Source organism: Pontibacter silvestris (assembly GCF_020907275.1).
In the GTDB taxonomy this organism is placed as follows: domain Bacteria; phylum Bacteroidota; class Bacteroidia; order Cytophagales; family Hymenobacteraceae; genus Pontibacter; species Pontibacter silvestris.
Window position 1 is genome coordinate 196672 of the sequence record NZ_JAJJWI010000004.1, and the last position, 21970, is coordinate 218641.

A 21970-nucleotide genomic window follows, 5' to 3' on the forward strand; every position below is an offset into this window, starting at 1 on the left:
AAAAAGCACCTTGGTAGAGGTGCTTTTTTTATGGATAATAATGTGTTCTACTCTATAGATAAAGGAAACGATACGTCTGCATCTGTCTCACCTGTATTGATGTCACTTGTGTCAGTTTTAAGACCATCTGGCTGGTGTTTAAGCACAATTCGTAAAGCACCAGGTGTTGTCGTTGCAGCACCTGTTACTACAGTAGATTCTATACCTAAAATGCGGCCATTGTCGTCTCTGTCTGTTGGAGTAACCTCTACGTCTGCACCTGTAACCTCATAGAAGAACTGATGCTCGGTGTTTTCTTCCTGTATTTCTTCTGTAATATCTTCATTGGCCTGCTCATCTTGTAGTGTAAGTGTCGCATTATAAGTAACACCAGACTGTAAAACAAGGGAGCCTATGGCAGGAGCTGTACCGCCAACACCGTCTACATCTCTCCTGGTAGCTTCTACTGTTTGAGTTCCTTTAGGAGCATCCTCGTTTGGCTCTAACCGTATGGTAACAGTTGTTATAAGCTCCTCCTCATTAACTGGCTCTGGGTCGTCATCGTTACCGCAAGACGAAATTGTAAGCAAGCTGCCTATTAACAGGAATGCGAGGTAAGGTCTGAATAGTTTTTTCATGGTGTTTAAGTGTATGTTAAAAATTAACTTGTTAAACATTTTTTAAATGAATGTCATTAACTGTTCTTGATGTTTAAGGGTACACCAACTCTGAACATGATGGTCCTTCCTATTTCATCAGTAAAATACCGGAGGCGGTTTTGGTAATCTCTGTATGATGTATTCAGCAAGTTATTGCCTGTAATGCTGACATCTAAAGTTGTATTACCTACCTGAATATTGGTGCCTACAGCAGCATGCAGGAGGAAATAGCCATCCGGAGGAGAGAGCAATGGATCTGACTGTTCATCATAGCGGTGCTGCTTATCTACTAACAATCCTCCTGCCGCAATATAAGTTTCTGATAGCTTTTCGCTACCTAAGTTGCCCAGGCTGTAACGCAGTGTGTTATCAATACGTGCCGGAGAAATAAAAGGAAGGTATGAATCAGTCTCTGTATTGATGGCATAAACTATAGATGCCTTGGTGTCAAGAGACAGCATGTCCGTAATGTTATACTGTAAGCTTAAGTCAGCTCCCCAAAAGTGAGCATCTGCCTGTTTGTAATAACCTGTCAGGTAAGCACCGTCTACAGCTAATACAGGCTCCCCTAACTGCAGATAGATATAGTTACTAATGTAATTATTATAGAGGCTCAATTCACTGTTAAAGCGGTAATTGGAATGGTAGTTTAATGTAACCATCGTATTGATAGCATTCTCGGAGGTTAAATCAGGGTCTCCGAATTCATAGCTACCGGTGCCATTATGCTTGCCCCGGGCAAATAACTCATACGCTATGGGAGCTCTGGATGCATAGCTGGCATTACCGCTGAGGGTTAAATGGTAACCTAAGTCATACATGGCTCCCAGGCTTCCTGAAAAGTTATGGAAAGTGTATTCCGGCTTTAGCAATTCATCACCTTCAAAAGCTTTTACGTTCAGGTTTTTGTGGTCGTAGCGTACTCCTGCTTCTAATTCCAGGTTATCTTGCCGCCATTTCTCCATCCAGAAGATACCTGCTGTAAAGTTCTGGTAATAAGGTAGCAGGTACCGACTTCCCTGAGCATATGTATTGTCCTGCCACAGTGTGGTTGTGCCTATACTGCCAGAAAAATTGCTAATTGGCTTATGCTCCCAGACAAGTTCTGTAGAGTGAGTTAGCAATTTCAAGCTTAGCTGTGGCTTGTTACTGGCTTGCCGCAGTACATCGTATTCATCCCGCAGGTTCTGCTGAAAGCCGTACGTGAACTGCAACTCACCTACATCACCTGTTTTATAAGTGCCTTTAGCTTTTAGCAGGTGGTGTGTCACATCCTGGTAAGGGCGGTTTATATCGTAGCTGAACTCGCCGATTTGCTCTGGCCTTTCTCTGCCAATGGCATTGTTAAGGTCAGTTAGGTTTTCAGCGTGAGAGGACGACAGGATACCAATTTTAGTGTGGAAGTAGCTGTAGTACAATTCTGCTCCGAACTTAGCTTGCTTGTAACCTAACGTAGTGGCCAGGTTCTGTTCCTCAAAGCCTGTGTTCTTCAGGTTATAATCAGGAGCCTGAGCGCTACCTGCTTTTTTAACAGAAGTATGCACGCGCCAGCTTAGAGGCAACTGCGAAAGCTTGCCCTCCAGCATACCCGCCACGGTACCCATGCGGTTGTTGGTGCTTCCTATCAGGCTAACTTTTCCTTTAACACCAGCTGAGTCTGGCAAAGGTTTCGGGTTAACCAGCACAACACCGCCAATAGCATCTGAACCATAACGCACACCGGAAGCTCCTTTTACTACTGTCATCTCCTGTGCATTAAGTGGGTCAATCTCCGGTGCGTGCTCATTTCCCCACTGCTGCGACTCATGACGTACACCGTTATTTAGGAGTAGCACCCGGTTGCCAAACAAGCCGTGTATAACAGGTTTAGAAACATTAGGTCCTGTTTGGATAGAACTTACGCCTGTCAATGCCTTTAGCGACTCTCCTAGCGATAGTCCCCGTGTCTCTTCCAGCTCCCGTCCAGACAGTGTGGCTGTAGCCTGTGCTTGCTCCGTTAAATGAGCACCTGTTACTTCAACGGCTTTTAGCAGCTTTGTGTCAGCGTGTAACTGCAGGTCCCGTACAGAAGAAGCCGTTATTTTATAAGTAAAGCTCTCTTCCTTATAACCAACATAGCTCACCTTTAAGGTATAGGTGCCCTGGCATAAGTGGTGGAAATGGTAATTGCCATACTCGTCTGCTACAGCAGACATGTCAGGCTGATCCAGGTGCACAGTGGCCCCTATAAGCGGTTCGCGTGTATCGTGGTCTATTACTTTACCGGAAATTGTAAGACCACAGTCTTGTTCAATACCGGAGTTAGTGTCAGCAGTGTTTGTCAGCTCCTGTGCCCACACGGTTTGAGAGCCCAAAGTAAAAACGAGCACCAGTAACAGTCCCTGTAACTTGTTTGTTTTTAACACTATAATAATTATGATTAAATGACATGGCTGATTAAGCATCTGCCATAGCCGTTGATGCAGTAAGCTATACTAGGTGCTTGCTGTATCAACGGTTGGTTTTTATAACGCACATAAAACATGGTTTGTACCTTACCTGTTCCTGGGTAGAAGTATAAACCACTTTAGAAGACGGAATTGTTAAATGAGTGGAGGGCCGCGAAGGCGGGAAAAAAAAATAGTTGAGCCTTGCCAGTTGCTGTTGTAATAAGCGATATAAACAGTTTCAAGTGTGGCAGGTCTGAACGCAACAGAAGTAACGCTGCCATGATAAGGAGCTCCGAATAAGTCCTCTACAGGGCAGTGGGTGTGCTTTTTGGCTATTTCAGCCTTATGGTGGTCATGTAAGGAGTCTTCTGTATGTGTATGCCCATGCAGATGCAACAGAAGCCCGTCTGGCACCATTACCCTGCAGAAAAGCAGTAGCAGAAAAAGGGCGATATGTTTTATGAAACGATGCACCTACATTACATGAACTTATACAAATATAACATAAATTCCACAATGTTGCATTTAGGCTCCTTTTTTTGTTTGCAGATAAGGCAACATAGCATTTATGAAATAATAAAAAGCATGCCACAATGAGTGTTAGAGGTGTAAGCTTTAAGCTGCTTTTTGTTTTGTTTTATGACATCCTGTCACAGTAAACCTTGTTTTGGTTGCTATGGAACAGCTTTTGAAAGCTGCTTTCTTTAGAACAACGATCTAAAGAGCGACATCAAATTTTTATAAAAGGTATAAACATGGAAGAAAAAGGTAATATTTCGATTCACACCGAGAATATATTCCCGATTATTAAGAAGTTCTTGTATTCTGACCACGAGATCTTTTTACGTGAACTAGTAAGTAATGCTGTTGATGCTACTCAGAAAATCAAGCGTTTATCGTCTGTAGGCGAATACAAAGGCGATTTAGGTGAGCTTAGAGTAAAAGTTGCTGTGGATAAAGATGCCCGTACCATCACTATTTCTGATAATGGTATCGGTATGACGGCAGATGAGATTAAGAAATACATCAACCAGATTGCCTTTTCCGGTGCATCTGAATTTGTTGAGCGGTACAAAGAAGTAACAGATACCAACCAGATTATCGGTCAGTTTGGTCTGGGTTTCTATTCTGCCTTCATGGTGGCTGATCGTGTTGATATTGTAACCAAGTCTTATAAAGAAGGCTCAGAACCTGCCCGCTGGACCTGCGATGGTAGTACTGAGTTTGAGATAACGGATGCTGAAAGAGCAGAGCGCGGTACTGACGTTATACTGCATGTGTCACAGGATTCGGATGAGTTTCTGGAAGAAAGCCGCATTCAGACTATCTTAAACAAATACTGCAAGTTCCTGCCGGTTGAAGTGGAGTTCAAAGAGGAGGTTATTAATAATCCTAACCCAATCTGGACGAAGCAGCCGTCAGATCTGAAAGATGAGGATTACAAAGAGTTCTACAAGGAGTTGTACCCGTTCTCTGAGCCACCGCTGTTTTGGATTCACCTGAACGTAGACTATCCGTTTAACCTGACGGGTATCCTGTACTTCCCTAAAATCAAGAATGAGTTTGAGATGCAGCGCAACAAAATTCAGCTGTACTCTCGCCAGGTGTTTATTACGGATGAGGTAAAAGATGTAGTGCCAGAGTTCCTGATGCTGCTGCACGGTATCATCGACTCACCTGATATTCCGCTTAATGTTAGCCGTAGCTTCCTGCAGGCAGACTCCAGCGTAAAGAAAATAAACACTTACATCACTAAAAAAGTAGCTGACAAGCTAAACGATATCTTCAAGAAAGACCGTGCTACTTTTGAGTCTAGCTGGGAAGATATTAATGTGTTTGTTAAGTATGGCATGCTGAGCGACGACAAGTTCTATGAAAAAGCAAAGGACTTTGTGCTGTTGCAGAACACCGAGGACAAATTCTATACAATAGAAGAGTATAAAGCATTTGTTCAGGCAAACCAAACAGATAAAAACGAGCAGCAGGTACTGCTTTATACCACAGATGCTGAAAAGCAGCATGCTTTTGTAGAGGCTGCAAAGAGCAGAAGCTACGATGTGCTGAAGCTTGACTCTGTGATTGATAGCCATTTTATAGGCTTGCTGGAACAGAAATTAGAGAAGACCTCGATCAAACGCGTTGACTCTGACACCATTGATAAGCTAATTGAAAAAGATGAGCTTAAAGAAAGCGTGCTAAATGACGAGGAGAAAGAGAAACTAAAGAAAGTGTATGAGCAGGCTATTAACAACCAGAACATGCACGTAGAGGTAGCGCCACTTTCTTCTGATGATGCACCAGTTGTGATTACCATGCCTGAATTTATGCGCCGCATGAAAGACATGAATCGTACAGGCGGTGGCGGTATGATGTTTATGGGTAATATGCCGGACACATATAATGTTACTGTTAACGCTAACCACAAACTGAACCAACGCGTGCTAAGCACAAAGGATGATAACAAAGAATCTATTGCCCGCCAGGCTTTTGATTTAGCCCTGCTTGCTCAGAATATGCTGTCAGGCTCAGCGCTTACAGCTTTCGTTAAACGCAGCTTTGAGCTGATCCAGAAAGAATAGTACCCTGATATTATTATAATACCTACAGTTAAGGCAGCTCCTGATGGGGCTGCTTTTTTATTTTCTGTAAGTTTGCCAGATGAAACTCTAAGGAGGTTGCTTTAGTTATATGGGCAAGTTTGTGCAGACGCATTGGTATGTATATGGTTTCTGTGCATTTTTGCGTTGTATTATCAGCTTGTTGCTTAGGATAAAAGGTGAAGTGGCGTTATTATAAAATTGCTATTCTCGGATGCTACATTACCTAGACTACGCGCTGTTGATAAAGCATATTTATAGATACATTCATTCAGAATTAAATTGTTCAGAGTTTATAAAATGAGGCATTCTACCCGACTAGTTTGGACATTTGTTGCGGTTTTGTGTTGGCTGGGGTTTAGTGGCTGCAGCTCTTCTAACTTTAACAGCGATTATAACCTTAATCAGGCTCGTTTAAAAGGTAAAGCCAATACAGATGATAATGTTGTAGCCTCTGCCGATACAACTAAGCCTACCGTTAACCTGCCGCTTGATGATGAAGAGGAACAGCAGGGAAAGAAGAAAAAAAAGAAGCGCAGTAAAAGGGAGTTTTTAGGCTATAAAGTAAAGAGAGGCTTTATTAAATCCGGCGGGAGTGGCGACAGGCAAGTGTTGGAAACCTTTAGCTATTTACCCGAATTTGAAGAACCTGACCCTTACGCCCCTGAAAAATACCTGCTCGACACTAAGAAGAACAAGCTTTACCGCACACGCACAAATGTAGACCCTGCCAAGCACAAGGTGCTGCATGGGCCTTATGTAAAAAAGATTGGAGGCCAGATAGTGGAAGAAGGATATTTTTATGTAGGCACGAAACATCTACGCTGGGAGCGCTACCGGAATGACGAAGAAGGTACGCTGGTTGATAAGAAGCACTATGAGAAAGGATTTCAGCGTGATGCAGTAGTTTCTTATTACGGCAATACAAAAAAGATCAAAGAAGTTATCCCCTATGAGTATGGAGAGGTGCAGGGTACTTACTACAGGTTTTATGAAAACGGACAGATAGAATGGACTGGGCAGTACGAGAAGGGGCGTAAAGTCGGCGTTTGGATAAAGAATTATGACTTCCGTAATCGTCGTCACTATGAATATCAGTATCCTAAAACAGCCTACGATGAACGGACAGAACCATATCTAGTGAAGGAATACGACCGCCACGGCACGCTTATCTACGAAAAAGATAAGCTGGATAAGCGCTCACAGGCACAGCGTTAATGAAAAGCATCCTCTATATGATGTATAACAGGAGGAGTGCTTAAGGTGATAGAGATAATGTCAAAGCGAATGTCGTGCTGCCAGCCGGTTTTGTAAATGTACTCCTCGGCAGCGGACAACATCAGTTCTTCCTTTTTTGGGGTAACGGCCTCTTCAGGCAGGCCGAACCTGTTCGTTGCCCTGGTTTTAACCTCTATAAACACCAATACGTTGTTCTTTTGTGCGATAATATCAACTTCAGCCCTTTTATATCTGTAATTTAGCTGAAGAATGGTATAGCCGAGTTGCTGCAGAAAAGCGGCAGCTTTACGTTCTCCATCCTGGCCTGTCTGGATATGTCTATTTGTTTGAGATGCCATCTAAAACTCGTAATTTGCATCAGGTTACTGCAACTGAAAAATAGTATAATTGCTTAATAGCAAGCTATACACAATATAGAAGGATTTAATTTACTGAGACATGTCATCATAGGATATGATAAAACGCTTTGCTTATCCTTCCTGGAGTTCAGTCGTAACAGGCACTAGCGAAAAGCTTGTACATTCGTACGCAAGCTGTAAAGCTTCTGTTTCTTTGCCGAGAATGCAGATTTTAATGTTTCTGCCTTCTCCTATAAATAAAAGTATCAACTGTCTGAAAGCTCATCTTTCAAACACATAAGCACTAAACGTGTTACAAAATAAGAATATACAGTTCGAGCACCTAGGCCTGATTGATTATAAAGAAGCCTGGGATTATCAGGATAAACTCTTTACCAGCATTCTGGATCTGAAAGTACAGAACCGCAAAGCAGAACCGGATGCGCAGCAAGTTACACCTAATTACCTGCTGTTTTGTTCGCACCCGCATGTGTATACGTTAGGGAAGAGCGGCCATGAAAGCCATCTGCTGATAGATGAGGAGGCATTAAAGGCAAAGGGAGCTACTTATTATAAAATAAACCGTGGCGGCGATATTACTTATCATGGCCCTGGCCAGATTGTTGGCTACCCGATTTTAGACCTTGATAACTTCTTTACAGATATTCATAAATATCTTCGTTTCTTAGAAGAAGCCATCATTCTTACACTAAAAGATTATGGCGTAGAAGCAGGTCGTATAACCGGTCTTACTGGTGTGTGGCTAGACCATGAAACACAGCGGAACCCTCGTAAAATTTGTGCAATGGGAGTTAAGTGCAGCCGTTGGGTTACAATGCATGGCTTTGCGTTCAATATTAATGCCGATTTAGATTATTTTAACAACATAGTACCATGTGGTATTTCTGATAAGCAAGTAACTTCACTGGCAAAAGAACTTGGGTATGAAGTGCCGTTGCCCGAGGTGGAAGAAAAGCTAAAGTATCATTTGGCACAGTTGTTTGAAGCCAACATAATTACAGCTACTCATGAAAAAAGATATTGATTTTGGCTTGGTTGAGGGAATTTCAGTGGCCGTAGCCACCGAGCATAGTGAAACCCATGAGCCAATCTGGAATGTATACCTGCTAAATAACAACAACTTTCCTATTGATAATGTATTGATTACCTCTAAAGGCTATGGCGTTGTAGATGGTGAGGAGGTGAAGACATCTGTATTGCGGCATATGTTCGAGCAGGTAGCAGAAAAAAGCTATGTGCAGATTGAGCCCATAGACCCAGCTGTGTTTCATATCAGTAACGAGTACTGGGTTAGTTATTATATTGGGAAACATATCTTTGATAAAAAATTCGTTTTTGTGCCAGACTCTATTATAAAAGAGAATATGATAGAAATAAGCATGCTGCAAATGCAAGGTGTATTACATTTTTAGTGGGGTTGCCCGCAAAAGAAGCCTGGTGTTAAGGGTAACTAAATTTTACTTGTCGACTTAAACCCCCTTGTGTGATAGATAGCCCTTACTAAGGAACTTCTATTTTTCGTTCAGAGTCAAGCCTATGGAACCAAAAATTTTATCCCTTGTACTTTCATCAACCTGGGCTTTCCTGGTAACTATATTTGCTGTGCCATCTATTATAAGGGTGGCGCACATGAAGAATATTCTGGATAAACCGAATGGACGGACTGTACACGAGGAACTGACACCAAGGTTAGGCGGGGGAGCTATGTTTGCAGGCTTTATGTCAGCTCTTACTGTTTTTGCTGATTTAAGTAATGGTGTACAGCAGTTGGTGGCAGGCTGCGTCATACTTTTTTTTATTGGCTTAAAGGATGACCTTATAAGTATATCTGCTCTGAAAAAGTTTGCCGTGCAGTTGTTAGCGACCGGCATTGTAATGTTTATGGCTGATATAAGAATAACTAGCTTCCAAGGTGTTTTCGGGATAAACGAACTGGAGATAGGAACAAGTTATGCCTTTACCTTTATAGTGATAATAGGTATAACCAATGCTATAAATCTGATTGATGGTTTGGACGGACTGGCCGGAACAATGGTATTGATTATTGCCACCACATTCGGAATATATTTTTTCTTATATGGAGGGTCAGAGTTCAGGAACTATGCAGATGTTGCCTTTTGCCTGGTGGGAGGTGTAGTCGGGTTCCTGAGATACAACTTTCACAGAGCTACTATTTTTATGGGAGACACCGGCTCTTTGCTATGCGGCTTTATTATTTCTGTGCTCTCTATTCAATTTATAGAGATGCGTGTAGTGCCAGCTGCCCCGTCAGTGGCTTTAGGTATTTTGTTTGTTCCTTTGTTCGATACAGTTAGAGTATTTACTGTTCGTATTCTGAAAGGTAACTCTCCCTTTATCCCGGATAAAAACCATATTCATCACCGCCTGTTGGCTATGGGCTTCAACCAGATCAGTACAGTGTTTATCTTGGCGATCATAAACTTGTTAGTAATTGCATTTGTGGTAAGCTTCGGCGAATGGGACAACCTGTACCTGCTGCTTACCATGTTGGCTTTCTCTGTTGTGTTAAGTGTGTTTTTAGGTGTTTATAAGTCGCGTAGTCCCAGAGGTGTATCTAAAGCTTAAAACTTTTCTTTTCTGTTTCTTGTTTCTTTGGGCCTGGCTAAGCAATGTGCAGTCAGTTCAAGGCCAGGTGCTGCCCCTTGAGCAAAAGAACACCATTACAAATGAGTGGATGGTTTATGAGCCAGGTGCTACCAGGCTTGTACCCTATATCACTGGTGTGCATTCAGACTATAATGCCATTCACCAATGGCTTTCCGTAACCCCTAAGCAGCCTTTCGAGATTAGCTTTATTGCGCCTAAAGATCTTTGCCTCTTTCTGAACAACCAACTCATATTTAAAGCTGACTATCCAGCAAAGTTCACCATAGATATAACTAAGTACAGTGCAGGGATCGATGCTGTGGAGGGTAAATATTTGCTAACGGTCTGGCACCCACAGCAACAGCCCAATATCACTTCTTTCAAAAACTTGGTAAGGGAGCAGGACCAGGTACAAGTGCCTGGGCAGCGTCCGCTTTCTGTTAGAGTGAGAGAGTATGTAAATCAAAATGCCTTTATAGTTTTTCTGTTACTGATTGGCCTGATCTATGGCTGGCTTAAAACAAACTTTACAGCTGATTTTATCAGTTTATTCAGGATAGACTCTTTTTTGAGTACTAACAGGCTGGAGCAGGGTTTTTTCTCTAAGCCTTTGGGATCATGGTCAAATCTGCTGTTTGTGCTGGCTTTCTCGCTGTCGCTAGCTCTACTGATTGCCGCTATTCATACAAACGTGCAGCAAGTACTTCTCTTTAATAGCCTTTTTCCTATATCAGAGGCTGACATTACAACTAAAATTGCATTCTATGCTTTCCTGATCTTCATGTTCATCGTTTTAAAATACATCTTCTTAAAGGTGCTGGCTTACATTTTTGGGCTAGAGCAGGTGGTGCAGGTGCAATACAAAGAGTTTATACGGACAGTGCTATTCCTGGGCATATTCCTGCCAATAGTTATGCTCCTGTACCTGGCTCTGAATGCCGCTATGCCTGATACAGTACTACTTATTTCAAACCTGGCGGTGTCCTTGCTGTTGGTTGTTGCCATCATAAGAGTGTTTGTTACAGTAAATAAGAAGGCTACAGTACTTAATTTGCATTTATTTTCGTACCTTTGTGCCACAGAAGTGATTCCGTTGGCAATAATGCTTAAGCTGATAGTTTTCAACTTTTAAAACAGAGTCAGCGGTAGCAGTAGGCATTGCAGGTGATAATTAAAACCGCATCATTTATATGGCTGAAAGTAAAGCAAAGGGCAGCGCGAACCCTGAAAGACACAAGATTCCTATTAAAAGCATTCTGGTTACGCAACCACAGCCTACAACCGATAATTCTCCGTACCTATCTATAGCGGAGAAGTACGATACTAAAGTTGACTTTAGGGCGTTTATTGAGGTTGAACCTGTTCCATATAAAGAATTCAGGAAGGATAAGGTTGACATCCTGGCTCATACGGCTGTTATATTTACAAGCCGTAATGCTGTTGATCATTTCTTTAGAATCTGTCAGGAGAGTAAAATAGAAATGCCAGCTGATATGAAGTACTTCTGTATTTCTGATCAAACGGCTTATTACCTGCAGAAGTATATCGTGCTGCGTAAGCGTAAGCTCTTTGTGGGAGAGAAAACAGCTAAAGATCTGTTTGAGGTAATAAAAAAACATAAAAACGAGAAGTTTTTATATCCGTGCTCAAATATCCGGAAAGATGATATTCCGAATTTTCTTGTAACAAACAAAATCAAACATACAGAAGCCATTATCTATAAAACAGTGGCAGCTGACTTGTCAGATTTAGATGATGTTACATACGATTGTCTGGCATTCTTTAGCCCATCCGGTATAACGTCACTTTTTGCTAACTTCCCAGATTTTAAGCAAAATAACACACGCATAGCTGCTTTTGGGCCAACTACTGCTAAAGCTGTGCGAGATGCAGGCCTGGAGCTTGATATAGAGGCTCCAATGCCAAATGCCCCTTCAATGACAGGTGCAATAGAGGTGTATATTCAGAATCAGAAAGTAAAAAGTTAGGAGCTAGTGTAACTTTTACTTCTTATATTCCATACTAACTAAAACGCAAAAGTTAAGTACTGCACACTTTGCAGCTTGCTTTTGCGTTTTAGCGTTTAGTAGCTATATTTGATTAAAGTACTTGCCTTTGTTCTGTCATTCGATATCTTGCCTTCTTACAGCAACCTATGAAGAAGCTTTTACCTGTTATTTTGCTGGTGCTGTTGTGCCAGCCGCTGTTGTTAGCACAGCAGCAACCACAATTTAGCCATTACGGATTCAATGGCATGCAAATAAGCCCAGCCTATGCCGGCATCACAAACCGGCCTGAGGTGATGTCTATTTACCGGTATCAGTGGCTTGGTTACGATGGCTCCTTCGATGGTGGAGGCTCTCCACAGACGCTGTTGCTTACAGCGCACACACCCGTTAGATTTTTAGGAGGAGGCATAGGAGTAAATCTCATGCGGGATCGGCTAGGCAATACCACGTACACTAATGCAGCTCTTTCCTATTCCTATCATTTAAATATTGGCGAGGGAAAGCTGGGCATAGGTGTGCAAGGTAACGTGAATAATATAAAAAAAGGAAGTTACCGGGCTAATGACCCAGGCGATAACAGGGTGCCCTATAACAGCTCGGATTCTAAATACGATCTAGGGGCTGGCTTATGGTACGAATCTGATATGTTTTATATAGGAGGAGGAGTAACAAATTTGTTGCGCTCAGAGTATGAGTTTGAAGATTCAACCAGAACAAGTGCCGGTCGTTTGCTAGGAGAAAACCATGTATATATAACTGCGGGATATAACATGCCGCTTACTAATGATTTAGAGCTAACCCCAATGGCTCTTTTTAAGCATGATAGAGAGACTTTTTCATTTGATGCTGGTGCAAGATTAACTTATGCAGAAAAATATTGGGCAGGATTGAATTATCGGCATGAAGAAGCTGTTAGTGCCTTAGTTGGATTATCCCTATTTGCGGATAATGCGTTGCGAGTAGGATACGCATTCGACTTTACAACGTTCAATACAGAAGCTAAGGCTCCCATCTCTCATGAGGTAATGGTTTCATACAGGCTTCCTGAACCGGTAGTAAGGTTTCGTCCTCCAATCAGAACACCTCGCTACTATCTATCTAGATAAAGATAGTCCAACACTCAAAAAATTACTTTCAAGTTAAGTTTACTTAAAAAGTACAAAAAAAATAAGGCTTGGTTTAAATAATAATTTATAAGCTATGTCGTTGAAAAATAATAAATAGCCATCATTATTAATTCTTTTTTATTTGCTTTCAAATATTATATATTTGCTTGATCTGTAAAAGTGTGCAAAAAAAAATTACTTAAAAATTTACCTTTTTGACGTTATCATGAACAAACTATTTAAGCTGTCTTCTTTTATAATAGCTGTCGTGCTGCTTGCAAGCTGTGGAATGAGGAGGGGGCCCCAAGGAGATCTTGTTGGAGCAGAGGATCGTCCAGAATATAATCCGCAGGAGATACCTTACGGCATGGTAGTATGCCCGGGTGGGACTTTCCATATGGGGCAGGCAGATCAGGATATAGCGGCAACCATGGCCAATCTTAACAAACAGGTTACTATTGGAGGTTTTTATATGGATGAAACGGAGATTACAAACAATGAGTACCGCCAGTTTATTAATGTAATGATGGAGGACTCATTGGATGTATTGGGAGAGGAGTACGTGATGGAAAGACTTTATCCGGATACAACTGTTTGGGTGAGAGACTTTACCTACCATATGGGAGATCCGCTAATGGAGTATTATTTTTCTCATCCTGCTTTTGATGATTACCCTGTGGTAGGTGTAAATTGGTGGGCCGCAAAGTACTTCAGTGAGTGGCGTACTAAGCATAAAAATCAAGCTAACGCCGATAATGGTATGGCTCCTATGCCTCAGTTTCGTCTGCCTTCAGAAGCAGAATGGGAATATGCTGCCAGAGGAGGCCGTGACATGGCTGTATATCCTTGGGGAGGCCCATATCTGCGTAACGCAAAAGGATGCTTATTAGCAAACTTTAAGCCTGGCCGCGGTGACTACTATAGTGATGGCTTTACTTATACAGCACCTGTTGCACAGTTTTTTCCTAACGACTTCGGGTTATATGATATGTCAGGTAACGTGGCAGAATGGTGCGAAGATGCTTATTCCGATGCTACTGTGCCTATTACCTGGGACCTGAACCCGGTTTACTATGATGACAGCGAACCCCGCAAAGTTGTCAGAGGTGGATCCTGGAAAGATATAGCATATTTCTTAGAAACAGGTACACGTAATTTTGAATTCCAGGACTCAGCAAGATCATACATCGGTTTCCGTAATGCTATGATTTATTTAGGAAGATCTTCTGGAAGAGAATTCAGATAGTAATTATTTATTTTTTAAGCAAACAACCTAAACAACAAACGTTCACATTTAATTATTGAATCAAAATGAGTAAAGCTAAAGGCCGCAATTTTTTATTTGATGTGCTAATGCCAAAAGTATATGGTATCGGTGGGGCAATTGTAATTGTTGGTGCATTATTTAAAATCCTGCATTGGAATGGTGCAGATATAATGCTTATTGTCGGTCTGCTGACAGAAGCACTTATTTTCTTCCTTAGTGCGTTTCAGCCACAGACACACGATCCAGATTGGGCAAGGGTATATCCACAGCTTGATGATAGCTATTCAGGAGAGCCTTTAATGCCTGCTACTGCCACTACTTCCGTTTCTGGTGGATCAGGTTTAACCAGAAAGTTAGATGATATGATGCAAGATGCAGCAATCACTCCTGATACAATTAAATCTTTAGGGCTTGGCCTGAACAGATTGAGTGAAACTACTGCTCAGATGGCTGATTTGAGCCAGGCTACAGCAGCAACTCAGGATTATACCGTTAGAGTTCGGTCTGCTGCTGATTCTCTGGATAAGATCAATGTAGCTTATGCACAAACTGCAGAGGCTATGTCGCAAATGGTTGGCTCAACAGTAGAGGCAAAAGAATATCACAACCAGATCCAGAACATGACAAGGAACCTGGGAGCTTTAAATGCTGTTTACGAAATGGAACTTCAGGATGCAAACAGCCACTTAAAGGCAATGAACAAGTTCTACGGTAACCTGAGCATAGCAATGGAGAACCTTACAGATGCCAGTAAAGATACTGAGCAGTTTAAAGATGAGGTTTCTCGTTTAACGCATAACCTACACTCATTGAATACAGTGTATGGTAACATGCTAACAGCTATGAAAAGCTAGTTCACTCCGAAATAGTATTCTTAAACATTAAGCAAAAAGTAAGGAAAATATAAAATGGCTGGAGCAAAAGAGACGCCAAGGCAGAAGATGGTCGGCATGATGTACTTAGTACTCTTGGCGATGCTTGCCTTAAATGTGAGCTCGGCAATCCTTTTAAAGTTTCAGTTCCTGGATGAAAGTTTAAGGGAAGTGAACAACAAGACGAGGAACGAAAACGCCGGGATAATATCTAACATAAGAGCTGCTGTAACTGAGGCTGGAGACAGGCCAAACGATCAGCGTGTGTTGCAGAATGCACAAGCTATTCGGCAGAGAACCTCCGAAATGGTTGATTATATCAGAAACGTAAGGGAAGCACTCGTTGAGAAGACAGGTGGTAAGAATGAAGAAAATCACTATGTAAACCCTGAAGCAAATGATATAGTGGGTATTACTATGATTGGTGGGCAGAAGAATGGTGCTGCCTATGAGCTTAAGAACAAACTTGATGATTACACAAAGTTCTTAAGGCAGTTTAACCCAAGCGTGCCTGCTAGTATAGCATTAACTGGAAAAGAGGACCCTGTTGCTAAAAATGATCCGAATCAGAGAAATAAAGATTTTGCAGAACTGAACTTTGAGGAGACACCTCTTGTAGCAGCTTTAGCTGTTCTTTCTCAGAAAGAATCTGAAGTACTCAAGTATGAGTCTGATGCTTTGCAAAAGCTGGCTGCTTCAGTAGGAGCTGACATTATCAAGTTCGAGAAAATTTTTGCAATGGCTCGTGCGGAGTCTAAAACAGTAGCAGCTGGTACTAAGTATAAAGCTGACATGTTTATAGCAGCTTCATCTGATGCTGTTACTCCAAAAATGTCTTTCCAGGGTAAGCCTGTAAAGGTTGTAAATGGCATGGGGCAGGTAGAATTTGTAGCTTCGGCTTCAAACTATGATGCAGATGGTAACTCAAAGCAAACCTGGAAAGGTCAGGTTACAATTAACCAGAACGGGCGTGATACCACCTTTATGCTAACAGAGGAATATGTAGTAGCTAAGCCAGTAATACAGGTACAATCTGCTGCGGTTCAGGCACTGTACTTCCAGTGTGCTAATCAATTGAATATACAGGTGCCGGCACTTGGTGCAGTATATGACCCTAGCTTTAGCGCAAATGGCGGTACAGCTGTTAAAGGTTCTAAAAAAGGTGAGGTAACCATTATTCCAAACGCGAAAGAGGTTAAAATTAATGTGAGTAGCGGTGGTAATGCAATTGGTTCAGAAACATTTAACGTTCGCCCGATACCTAAACCGGAAATTGTTGCTTTTGTAAATGGAAAACCTGTTGATGCTAAGCGTGGTGTTCCTGCACAATCGTTCAGAGCAGTAGAGTTAAGAGCTATTCCAGATGAAGGGTTCAGCCAGGCTTTACCAAATGAAGCTCGTTACAGAGTAACTAAATGGAGAGCTTACCTGGTGAGAAATAACCAGCCGGTAGATCAGGCTGAATTTAGCACCCCAACAGCTAACCTGACAAACTTTGCTGCAAAAGCGAATAAGGGTGATAGAGTACTAATGGAAGTGTTGGATGTAAAACGTTTAAATTACCAGGGCAATGCCGTTGATGTAAACGTTGGACAGCCAAACTTTACGGTGCCATTAAACTAAAAAAGAAGCTTACAAGGAGTATGAAAATAGTAAAAGCAATAGGAGGAGTAGCAGCTGGCCTGTTATTATCTGTGGGTGCTATGGCACAAGGAACAACTGCTTCGTCTGGTAATTCATCAGCAAGGCCTATTCCTGAGTCAGATATCATGTTCAAGAAAGTAGTGTGGCGTAAAATTGATTTGCGTGAAAAGCAGAACAAGCCAATGTTTTCTGAAAACAGAGAGATCACCAGAGTACTTATTGATGCAGTAAAAAGTGGAGAACTGACAGCATATAAGAACGACTCTGTAAACACACCTCTTACTCGCGAAGAATTTATTGCTAATATGACTGCCCAGGATACAGGAGGTGGTCTAAGTGAAGAAGAACTTGCAGCAGGCTTTGGCCAAGAAGAGGAAGAAGAAGATCCGTGGGGTGCTGCGTTAGGTAATGAAGCGACAGCTAATACAAATACTACTCCTGTAAGTAACGAGTATTTTCCTAAGCAACTCTACTTACTTGATCTGAAAGAACATGTAGTGTTTGATAAAAAGCGCTCACGTTTGTACCACGACATTCAGACTGTAAGCTTAAAAGTACCAGCTACACTTAACCCACTTGGCTTTGAGCAAAATGTTGGAACCTTTAAGATGAGTGATCTAGTACGCATTTTCCGTAATAACCCTCAGACGGCAATCTGGTTTAATGCTCAGAACGATGCGCAGCATAAGAACTTAGCTGATGCGTTTGACCTTTGGCTGTTCAGTTCTTACATAACTAAAATATCTAACCCTGGCGACAGAGCTTTGGCTGATATTTATGGTGGTGGCCAAAAAGGGTTATTGGCAGCACAAGAAGCTGCTGAAGCTCTTATTGAGTACGAGTATAGCTTATGGAGCTACTAGATTAGCAGAATATTGAAATGAAAAAGGAGACCTGTTTGGGTCTCCTTTTTTAATGTCTAAACCTTTAGAAAGAGGAACGCTCCTTTATTAACTTGAGCATTACAGCACTGTTCAGGGAAAGACTTATTGATTATAAACATTAGCCTTCACAAAATAAAGAAGCGATAAAAAGTAGAGAGCTACTAGATATTAATGCATGAAAACAGACACTATGAGTTATGGAAATGTTCGAACAGTATAGTTGCTTTAGCCTGACCTATTTCCTCTGAAAGTTCCTCTTTTGTAAGCTCTTTTAACTTCTTTACAGATCTGAATTTAGATAAAAGGGCTTTAGCTGTAGAAGGGCCTATGCCTTTAATATCAGTAAGTGCTGTTTTGAGAGTGCCTGCGTCACGTTTGCTTCTGTGAAAGGTGATTGCAAAGCGGTGAGCCTCGTTGCGTAAGCGTTGGATTAGCTTAAGAGATTCAGATTTCTTGTCTATGTAAAGTGGCAGATTATCCCCCGGATAAAAAATTTCCTCCAACCTTTTGGCAATGCCAACTACAGCAATTTTACCATATATGTCTAAATCTTTCAGAGCTTTTACGGCCATGCCTAACTGACCTTTGCCTCCATCTATAATAATAAGTTGCGGTAAAGGTTTGTCTTCATCTAAAAGCCTTTTGTAACGGCGCGTAACAATTTCATACATTGATTCAAAATCGTTTGGCCCTACTACAGTTTTTATGTTAAAATGGCGATAGTCTTTCTTGCTAGGTTTGCCATTTTTAAAGCAAACCATAGAAGCCACAGGGTTATCTCCCTGAAAGTTCGAGTTGTCAAAACATTCAATCTGGCGTGGCAGCTCCGTTAAACGCAGGTCTTTCTTCATTGTCTCAAGCACACGTAGTTCACGCTGCTCAGCGAGACCTTTGTTTTGCTCCTGGCGTCCCTCCCGCTCTTTTCGTAAATACATCGCGTTCTTTAACGAAAGGTTAAGCAGCTTTCGCTTATCACCTATCTGCGGATGCGTTACTGTAATACTATCAAGTGGCAGCGAAAGCTCAATATTAGTTATTACTTCTCTTGATGTACTTTCAAATTCCTGACGCAGCTGAATAACAATAGAGGCCAGTATATCTGTATCTTCCTCATCCAGCTTCTTTTGTATTTCCAGAGACTGTGTAAGAATGATAGAGCCATTCATTACTTTAAGGTAGTTGATAAAGGCACACTGCTCATTACTTGTAATAGTAAAGACATCAATATTAGTAAGTGTATTACTAACAACTGTGGACTTAACCTGGAAGTCTTCTAGCATGTCCAGCTTTTGTTTAAACTGGTGTGCCAACTCATATTGGTAGTCCTGAGCAGCAGCAGCCATCTGCTCCTTAAAATAATTTTTAGCAACAGATAAGTTGCCCGATAATATGTTTCTTATCTGTGTGATGTTCTGATTATAACTCGTCTCGTCAACAAGGTCTTCGCAGGGGCCTTTGCAGTTGCCAATGTGGTACTCCAGGCAAACTTTAAATTTGCCAGCCGCCACATTCTCCGGAGATAAATTATAAGTACAGGTGCGTAAGGGGTATAATGTCCGGATAAGGTCTAGCACCACGTTCATGGTTGTTACGCTGGGGTACGGGCCAAAGTAACGGGAGCCGTCATTAATTTTATTACGGGTGCTTATAATACGGGGAAAGCGCTCATTAACAATACAGATATAAGGATAGGTTTTTCCATCCTTCAACAAGATATTATACTTTGGCTGATACTGCTTGATAAGGTTGTTTTCCAAAAGGAAAGCATCTGCTTCTGTATCAACAATAGTAAACTCTATGTCTTTTATCTGAGAGACAAGTTTAAGCGTTTTTTTATTATGTTGGGCTGAACGATTGAAGTAGGAGCTAACGCGCTTACGTATATCAACCGCTTTGCCAACATAGATAATGCCGCTATCGTCAAAGAATTTATATATGCCGGGTTTATGCGGCAGGTGCGAGATTTTTTCTTTTAGCTTCTCGTTTGCAGGCATTGTAAGGAAAATTAGAAATCAAGATCCAAATCAATTTCAGAAGGTAGCTGCAGGAATTCATTTTGTTTAGATGAGTCTACAGGCATACCTTGATTGTATATGGAACAATCTAATTCTACAGATAATGGAGTGGAAGGTTTTGCAAAAGGTCCTTTAGAAATGTCTAAAGATTTATCAGCAAAAACTTTTTGCATAAAAGCTCCATAAACTGGCATGGCAAGCTTCGCTCCCTGTCCATCACGTAATGAGCGGAAGTGTATAGAACGGTCTTCACCGCCTACCCATGTGCCACATACCAAGTTAGGAGTGATACCCATAAACCAGGCATCAGACTGATTTTGTGTAGTACCTGTTTTGGCTCCTATGTCAGCAGTAAGCTTATTACGCCAGCGAAGACCATATGCTGTGCCTCCTGGTTCGGTTGCTGCCTGTAACATGTGTATCATCAGGTAAGCAGTCTCTTCACTTAAAGCTTCTTTGGTCTGAGGTCTGAATTCTTGTAGCACATTACCATGCTTATCCTCAATACGTGTGATAAAAGTAGGCTCTACCCAGGTACCAGCATTAGCAAAAGTTCCATAGGCACCAACCATATCGTACAGCGTAACATCGCTTGTGCCAAGTGCCAGAGAAGGAGTAGCGTCAAGAGGTGTAGAAATGCCCAAACGCCGGGCAGTAGCTGCAAGTGTTTCTGCGCCTAATTTATTTACCAAAAACGCAGATATAGAATTTACAGATTCTGCCAGAGCTTTACGGAGCGTGTACTTTTGCCCACTAAACTTGTTTTCAGAATTATTAGGGCACCACATGGTTCCGTCTGGCAACGGTACACAGGTTTCGGTGTCAATTACTTCGTAGCAAGGGTAGTAGCCATGCTCCATAGCAGCTGTATAAAGGAAAGGCTTGAATGTAGAGCCCGGCTGACGCGCACCTTGTTTTACATGGTCGTACTTAAAGTGCTGATAGTTGATTCCGCCGACCCAAGCCTTTATATGACCTGTTTGTGGTTCCATAGCCATAAAGCCCGCTTGTAAGAAGTGCTTATAGTACTTCAGGGAGTCCATCGGGCTCATCTCTACTTCTTTTGTACCGTCCCAGGTGAAAATGGTCATCGGCACTTTCTTGTTCAGGTAGTAATTAATAGAGTCCTGGTTTCCATCAAACTGAGCTTTCAGGCTTTGGTAACGCGATGTTCTTCTGATAGCTGCCTCTGCAAACCCTTTAATCTCTTGACCATTGCGGTCTCTCCATGGGTTGCGGCCTTTCCATTGCTCAAAAAAGGCTTTCTGGCGCTCTTTCATATGCTCTTGTAAAGCCTGCTCAGCATACTGTTGCATCCGGGAGTCAATGGTGGTGTAAATCTTTAAACCATCAGCATACAAGTCATAACCATTTTCACGGCACCACTGGCGCAAGAATTTGCTGGCCTCTGTACGGAAATATGGAGCAAGACCTATGTTTTGGTTTTCAACACGATAATTTAATTTAATATCTGTGTCTTTCAGTTGCTTATAATCAGCCTCTGTAATAAAGTCATACTTCACCATTTGGGAAAGCACTACATTACGGCGGCGCTTCGCATTCTCCGGGTTAAACCTTGGGCTGTAGAAATTAGGGTTTTTAAATAAACCAACAAGCACCGCAGACTCCTGCACCTCCAGATCTTGGACATCTTTGTTGAAGAAGGTTTTAGAAGCAGATTTGATACCAAAGGCATTACTGCCAAACTCAAAGATATTGAGGTACATCACCAATATCTCTTTTTTAGTATAAGACTGCTCCAGCTTAACGGCCATTATCCATTCTTTTGTTTTATGGATAAGTATGCGCACACCTGGTATATCATTCAGCAAACCATTATTAAGATCTTCGCCACGGGTACGGAACAGGTTTTTCGCTACCTGCTGTGTTAAAGTGCTACCCCCACCCTTAGACCTGCCCGTAAGAATGGCTGCGGCAACACGGCCCATGGCTTCAGGGTCAATACCTGAATGGTCTTCAAAACGAATATCCTCAGTAGCAACAAGAGCATTAACCAGGTTATCAGGTAACTCATCATAGTCTACAGGAGATCGGTTCTCCCGGAAATATTTTCCGAGTAACATGTTATCTGCAGCATAAAGCTCAGAAGCAAGCTCGCTTTTCGGGTTTTCTAAAGAGCGTGTACTAGGGAGCTCCCCAAATAGGTTAAGGAAGTTAATACTGACAGCATATATATATAGCACAAACACCACCAGGCCTGCTATAAAGAGAAGCCAGATGGCCGAAATAACTTTCGGGTATATATTCTTTTTCTGAGTAACAGTCTTTTGACGCGTAGCCATG

General features: G+C 41.9%; 18 protein-coding genes. 12 read left to right on the forward strand and 6 right to left on the reverse strand.

Annotation, left to right across the window (positions count from 1 at the left end):
- Positions 1 to 47: 47 nt before the first annotated feature.
- The 3 genes from LN995_RS05330 to LN995_RS05340 form a co-directional block, all read right to left on the reverse strand.
- Positions 48 to 617 carry a hypothetical protein gene (locus tag LN995_RS05330; protein ID WP_229959120.1) on the reverse strand — a complete coding sequence of 190 codons (570 nt, stop codon included), beginning with the start codon at positions 615 to 617 and terminating at the stop codon, positions 48 to 50.
- Between the two features lie 56 nt (positions 618 to 673).
- Positions 674 to 3043, reverse strand: coding sequence for a TonB-dependent receptor (locus LN995_RS05335; protein ID WP_229959122.1), 2370 nt, complete (start codon positions 3041 to 3043; stop codon positions 674 to 676).
- A 177-nt stretch (positions 3044 to 3220) separates the two neighbouring features.
- On the reverse strand, positions 3221 to 3541 hold the full coding sequence (locus tag LN995_RS05340; RefSeq protein ID WP_229959124.1) for a hypothetical protein: 321 nt from the start codon (positions 3539 to 3541) through the stop codon (positions 3221 to 3223).
- Between the two features lie 281 nt (positions 3542 to 3822).
- Between LN995_RS05340 and htpG the strand changes: the two genes are divergently transcribed.
- Positions 3823 to 5646: a molecular chaperone HtpG gene (htpG, locus tag LN995_RS05345; RefSeq protein ID WP_229959126.1), complete on the forward strand. Its 1824-nt coding sequence runs from the start codon at positions 3823 to 3825 to the stop codon at positions 5644 to 5646.
- A gap of 318 nt (positions 5647 to 5964) precedes the next feature.
- Complete coding sequence (locus LN995_RS05350) at positions 5965 to 6882, forward strand: toxin-antitoxin system YwqK family antitoxin (RefSeq protein ID WP_229959128.1); 918 nt, start codon at positions 5965 to 5967, stop codon at positions 6880 to 6882.
- Here LN995_RS05350 and LN995_RS05355 read toward each other — a convergent pair.
- Entirely contained in the window at positions 6879 to 7241 is a 363-nt protein-coding gene (locus tag LN995_RS05355) for a YraN family protein (RefSeq protein WP_229959130.1), read from the reverse strand. The genes LN995_RS05350 and LN995_RS05355 overlap by 4 nt on opposite strands.
- 310 nt (positions 7242 to 7551) lie before the next feature.
- On the opposite strand from LN995_RS05355, the gene lipB reads away from it, so the two are divergent.
- The 10 genes from lipB to porN all read left to right on the forward strand — a co-directional run bounded on the left by lipB (position 7552) and on the right by porN (position 17630).
- The gene (gene lipB / locus LN995_RS05360) at positions 7552 to 8286 is read left to right on the forward strand and encodes a lipoyl(octanoyl) transferase LipB (RefSeq protein ID WP_229959132.1); all 735 of its coding nucleotides are present in this window, start codon (positions 7552 to 7554) and stop codon (positions 8284 to 8286) included.
- Positions 8270 to 8674, forward strand: coding sequence for a hypothetical protein (locus LN995_RS05365; RefSeq protein ID WP_229959134.1), 405 nt, complete (start codon positions 8270 to 8272; stop codon positions 8672 to 8674). Before lipB ends, LN995_RS05365 begins: the two co-directional genes overlap by 17 nt.
- A gap of 124 nt (positions 8675 to 8798) precedes the next feature.
- A complete protein-coding gene (locus tag LN995_RS05370) occupies positions 8799 to 9848 on the forward strand; it encodes an MraY family glycosyltransferase (RefSeq protein ID WP_229959136.1) in 1050 nt (349 codons plus the stop codon).
- Between the two features lie 46 nt (positions 9849 to 9894).
- Positions 9895 to 11001 carry a DUF4271 domain-containing protein gene (locus tag LN995_RS05375; protein WP_229959138.1) on the forward strand — a complete coding sequence of 369 codons (1107 nt, stop codon included), beginning with the start codon at positions 9895 to 9897 and terminating at the stop codon, positions 10999 to 11001.
- 58 nt (positions 11002 to 11059) lie between these two features.
- Entirely contained in the window at positions 11060 to 11857 is a 798-nt protein-coding gene (locus LN995_RS05380; protein ID WP_229959140.1) for a uroporphyrinogen-III synthase, read from the forward strand.
- Between the two features lie 167 nt (positions 11858 to 12024).
- A complete protein-coding gene (locus LN995_RS05385) occupies positions 12025 to 12984 on the forward strand; it encodes a PorP/SprF family type IX secretion system membrane protein (RefSeq protein WP_229959142.1) in 960 nt (319 codons plus the stop codon).
- A 226-nt stretch (positions 12985 to 13210) separates the two neighbouring features.
- The gene (gene porK / locus LN995_RS05390; RefSeq protein ID WP_229959144.1) at positions 13211 to 14230 is read left to right on the forward strand and encodes a T9SS ring complex lipoprotein PorK/GldK; all 1020 of its coding nucleotides are present in this window, start codon (positions 13211 to 13213) and stop codon (positions 14228 to 14230) included.
- Positions 14231 to 14295: 65 nt separating this feature from the next.
- Positions 14296 to 15105, forward strand: coding sequence for a type IX secretion system motor protein PorL/GldL (gene porL, locus LN995_RS05395; RefSeq protein WP_229959146.1), 810 nt, complete (start codon positions 14296 to 14298; stop codon positions 15103 to 15105).
- A 54-nt stretch (positions 15106 to 15159) separates the two neighbouring features.
- Complete coding sequence (gene porM / locus LN995_RS05400) at positions 15160 to 16746, forward strand: type IX secretion system motor protein PorM/GldM (protein WP_229959148.1); 1587 nt, start codon at positions 15160 to 15162, stop codon at positions 16744 to 16746.
- Between the two features lie 20 nt (positions 16747 to 16766).
- Positions 16767 to 17630 (forward strand): type IX secretion system ring subunit PorN/GldN, encoded by an 864-nt coding sequence (gene porN, locus LN995_RS05405; RefSeq protein ID WP_229959150.1) that lies wholly within the window; start codon positions 16767 to 16769, stop codon positions 17628 to 17630.
- Between the two features lie 209 nt (positions 17631 to 17839).
- Here porN and uvrC read toward each other — a convergent pair whose 3' ends face one another.
- Positions 17840 to 19645: an excinuclease ABC subunit UvrC gene (gene uvrC / locus LN995_RS05410; RefSeq protein ID WP_229959151.1), complete on the reverse strand. Its 1806-nt coding sequence runs from the start codon at positions 19643 to 19645 to the stop codon at positions 17840 to 17842.
- Positions 19646 to 19656: 11 nt separating this feature from the next.
- Entirely contained in the window at positions 19657 to 21969 is a 2313-nt protein-coding gene (locus LN995_RS05415; RefSeq protein WP_229959153.1) for a penicillin-binding protein 1A, read from the reverse strand.
- Between the last annotated feature and the right edge of the window lies 1 nt (position 21970).

Bases quoted from the DNA above. Each gene is read 5' to 3' on its own strand.
- LN995_RS05365 (WP_229959134.1), top strand. From the start codon at position 8,270: ATGAAAAAAGATATTGATTTTGGCTTGGTTGAGGGAATTTCAGTGGCC.
- htpG (WP_229959126.1), top strand. From the start codon at position 3,823: ATGGAAGAAAAAGGTAATATTTCGATTCACACCGAGAATATATTCCCG.
- LN995_RS05330 (WP_229959120.1), bottom strand. From the start codon at position 617: ATGAAAAAACTATTCAGACCTTACCTCGCATTCCTGTTAATAGGCAGC.
- LN995_RS05370 (WP_229959136.1), top strand. From the start codon at position 8,799: ATGGAACCAAAAATTTTATCCCTTGTACTTTCATCAACCTGGGCTTTC.
- LN995_RS05385 (WP_229959142.1), top strand. From the start codon at position 12,025: ATGAAGAAGCTTTTACCTGTTATTTTGCTGGTGCTGTTGTGCCAGCCG.
- LN995_RS05380 (WP_229959140.1), top strand. From the start codon at position 11,060: ATGGCTGAAAGTAAAGCAAAGGGCAGCGCGAACCCTGAAAGACACAAG.
- LN995_RS05415 (WP_229959153.1), bottom strand. From the start codon at position 21,969: ATGGCTACGCGTCAAAAGACTGTTACTCAGAAAAAGAATATATACCCG.
- porL (WP_229959146.1), top strand. From the start codon at position 14,296: ATGAGTAAAGCTAAAGGCCGCAATTTTTTATTTGATGTGCTAATGCCA.
- porK (WP_229959144.1), top strand. From the start codon at position 13,211: ATGAACAAACTATTTAAGCTGTCTTCTTTTATAATAGCTGTCGTGCTG.
- LN995_RS05350 (WP_229959128.1), top strand. From the start codon at position 5,965: ATGAGGCATTCTACCCGACTAGTTTGGACATTTGTTGCGGTTTTGTGT.
- LN995_RS05355 (WP_229959130.1), bottom strand. From the start codon at position 7,241: ATGGCATCTCAAACAAATAGACATATCCAGACAGGCCAGGATGGAGAA.
- porM (WP_229959148.1), top strand. From the start codon at position 15,160: ATGGCTGGAGCAAAAGAGACGCCAAGGCAGAAGATGGTCGGCATGATG.
- porN (WP_229959150.1), top strand. From the start codon at position 16,767: ATGAAAATAGTAAAAGCAATAGGAGGAGTAGCAGCTGGCCTGTTATTA.
- uvrC (WP_229959151.1), bottom strand. From the start codon at position 19,645: ATGCCTGCAAACGAGAAGCTAAAAGAAAAAATCTCGCACCTGCCGCAT.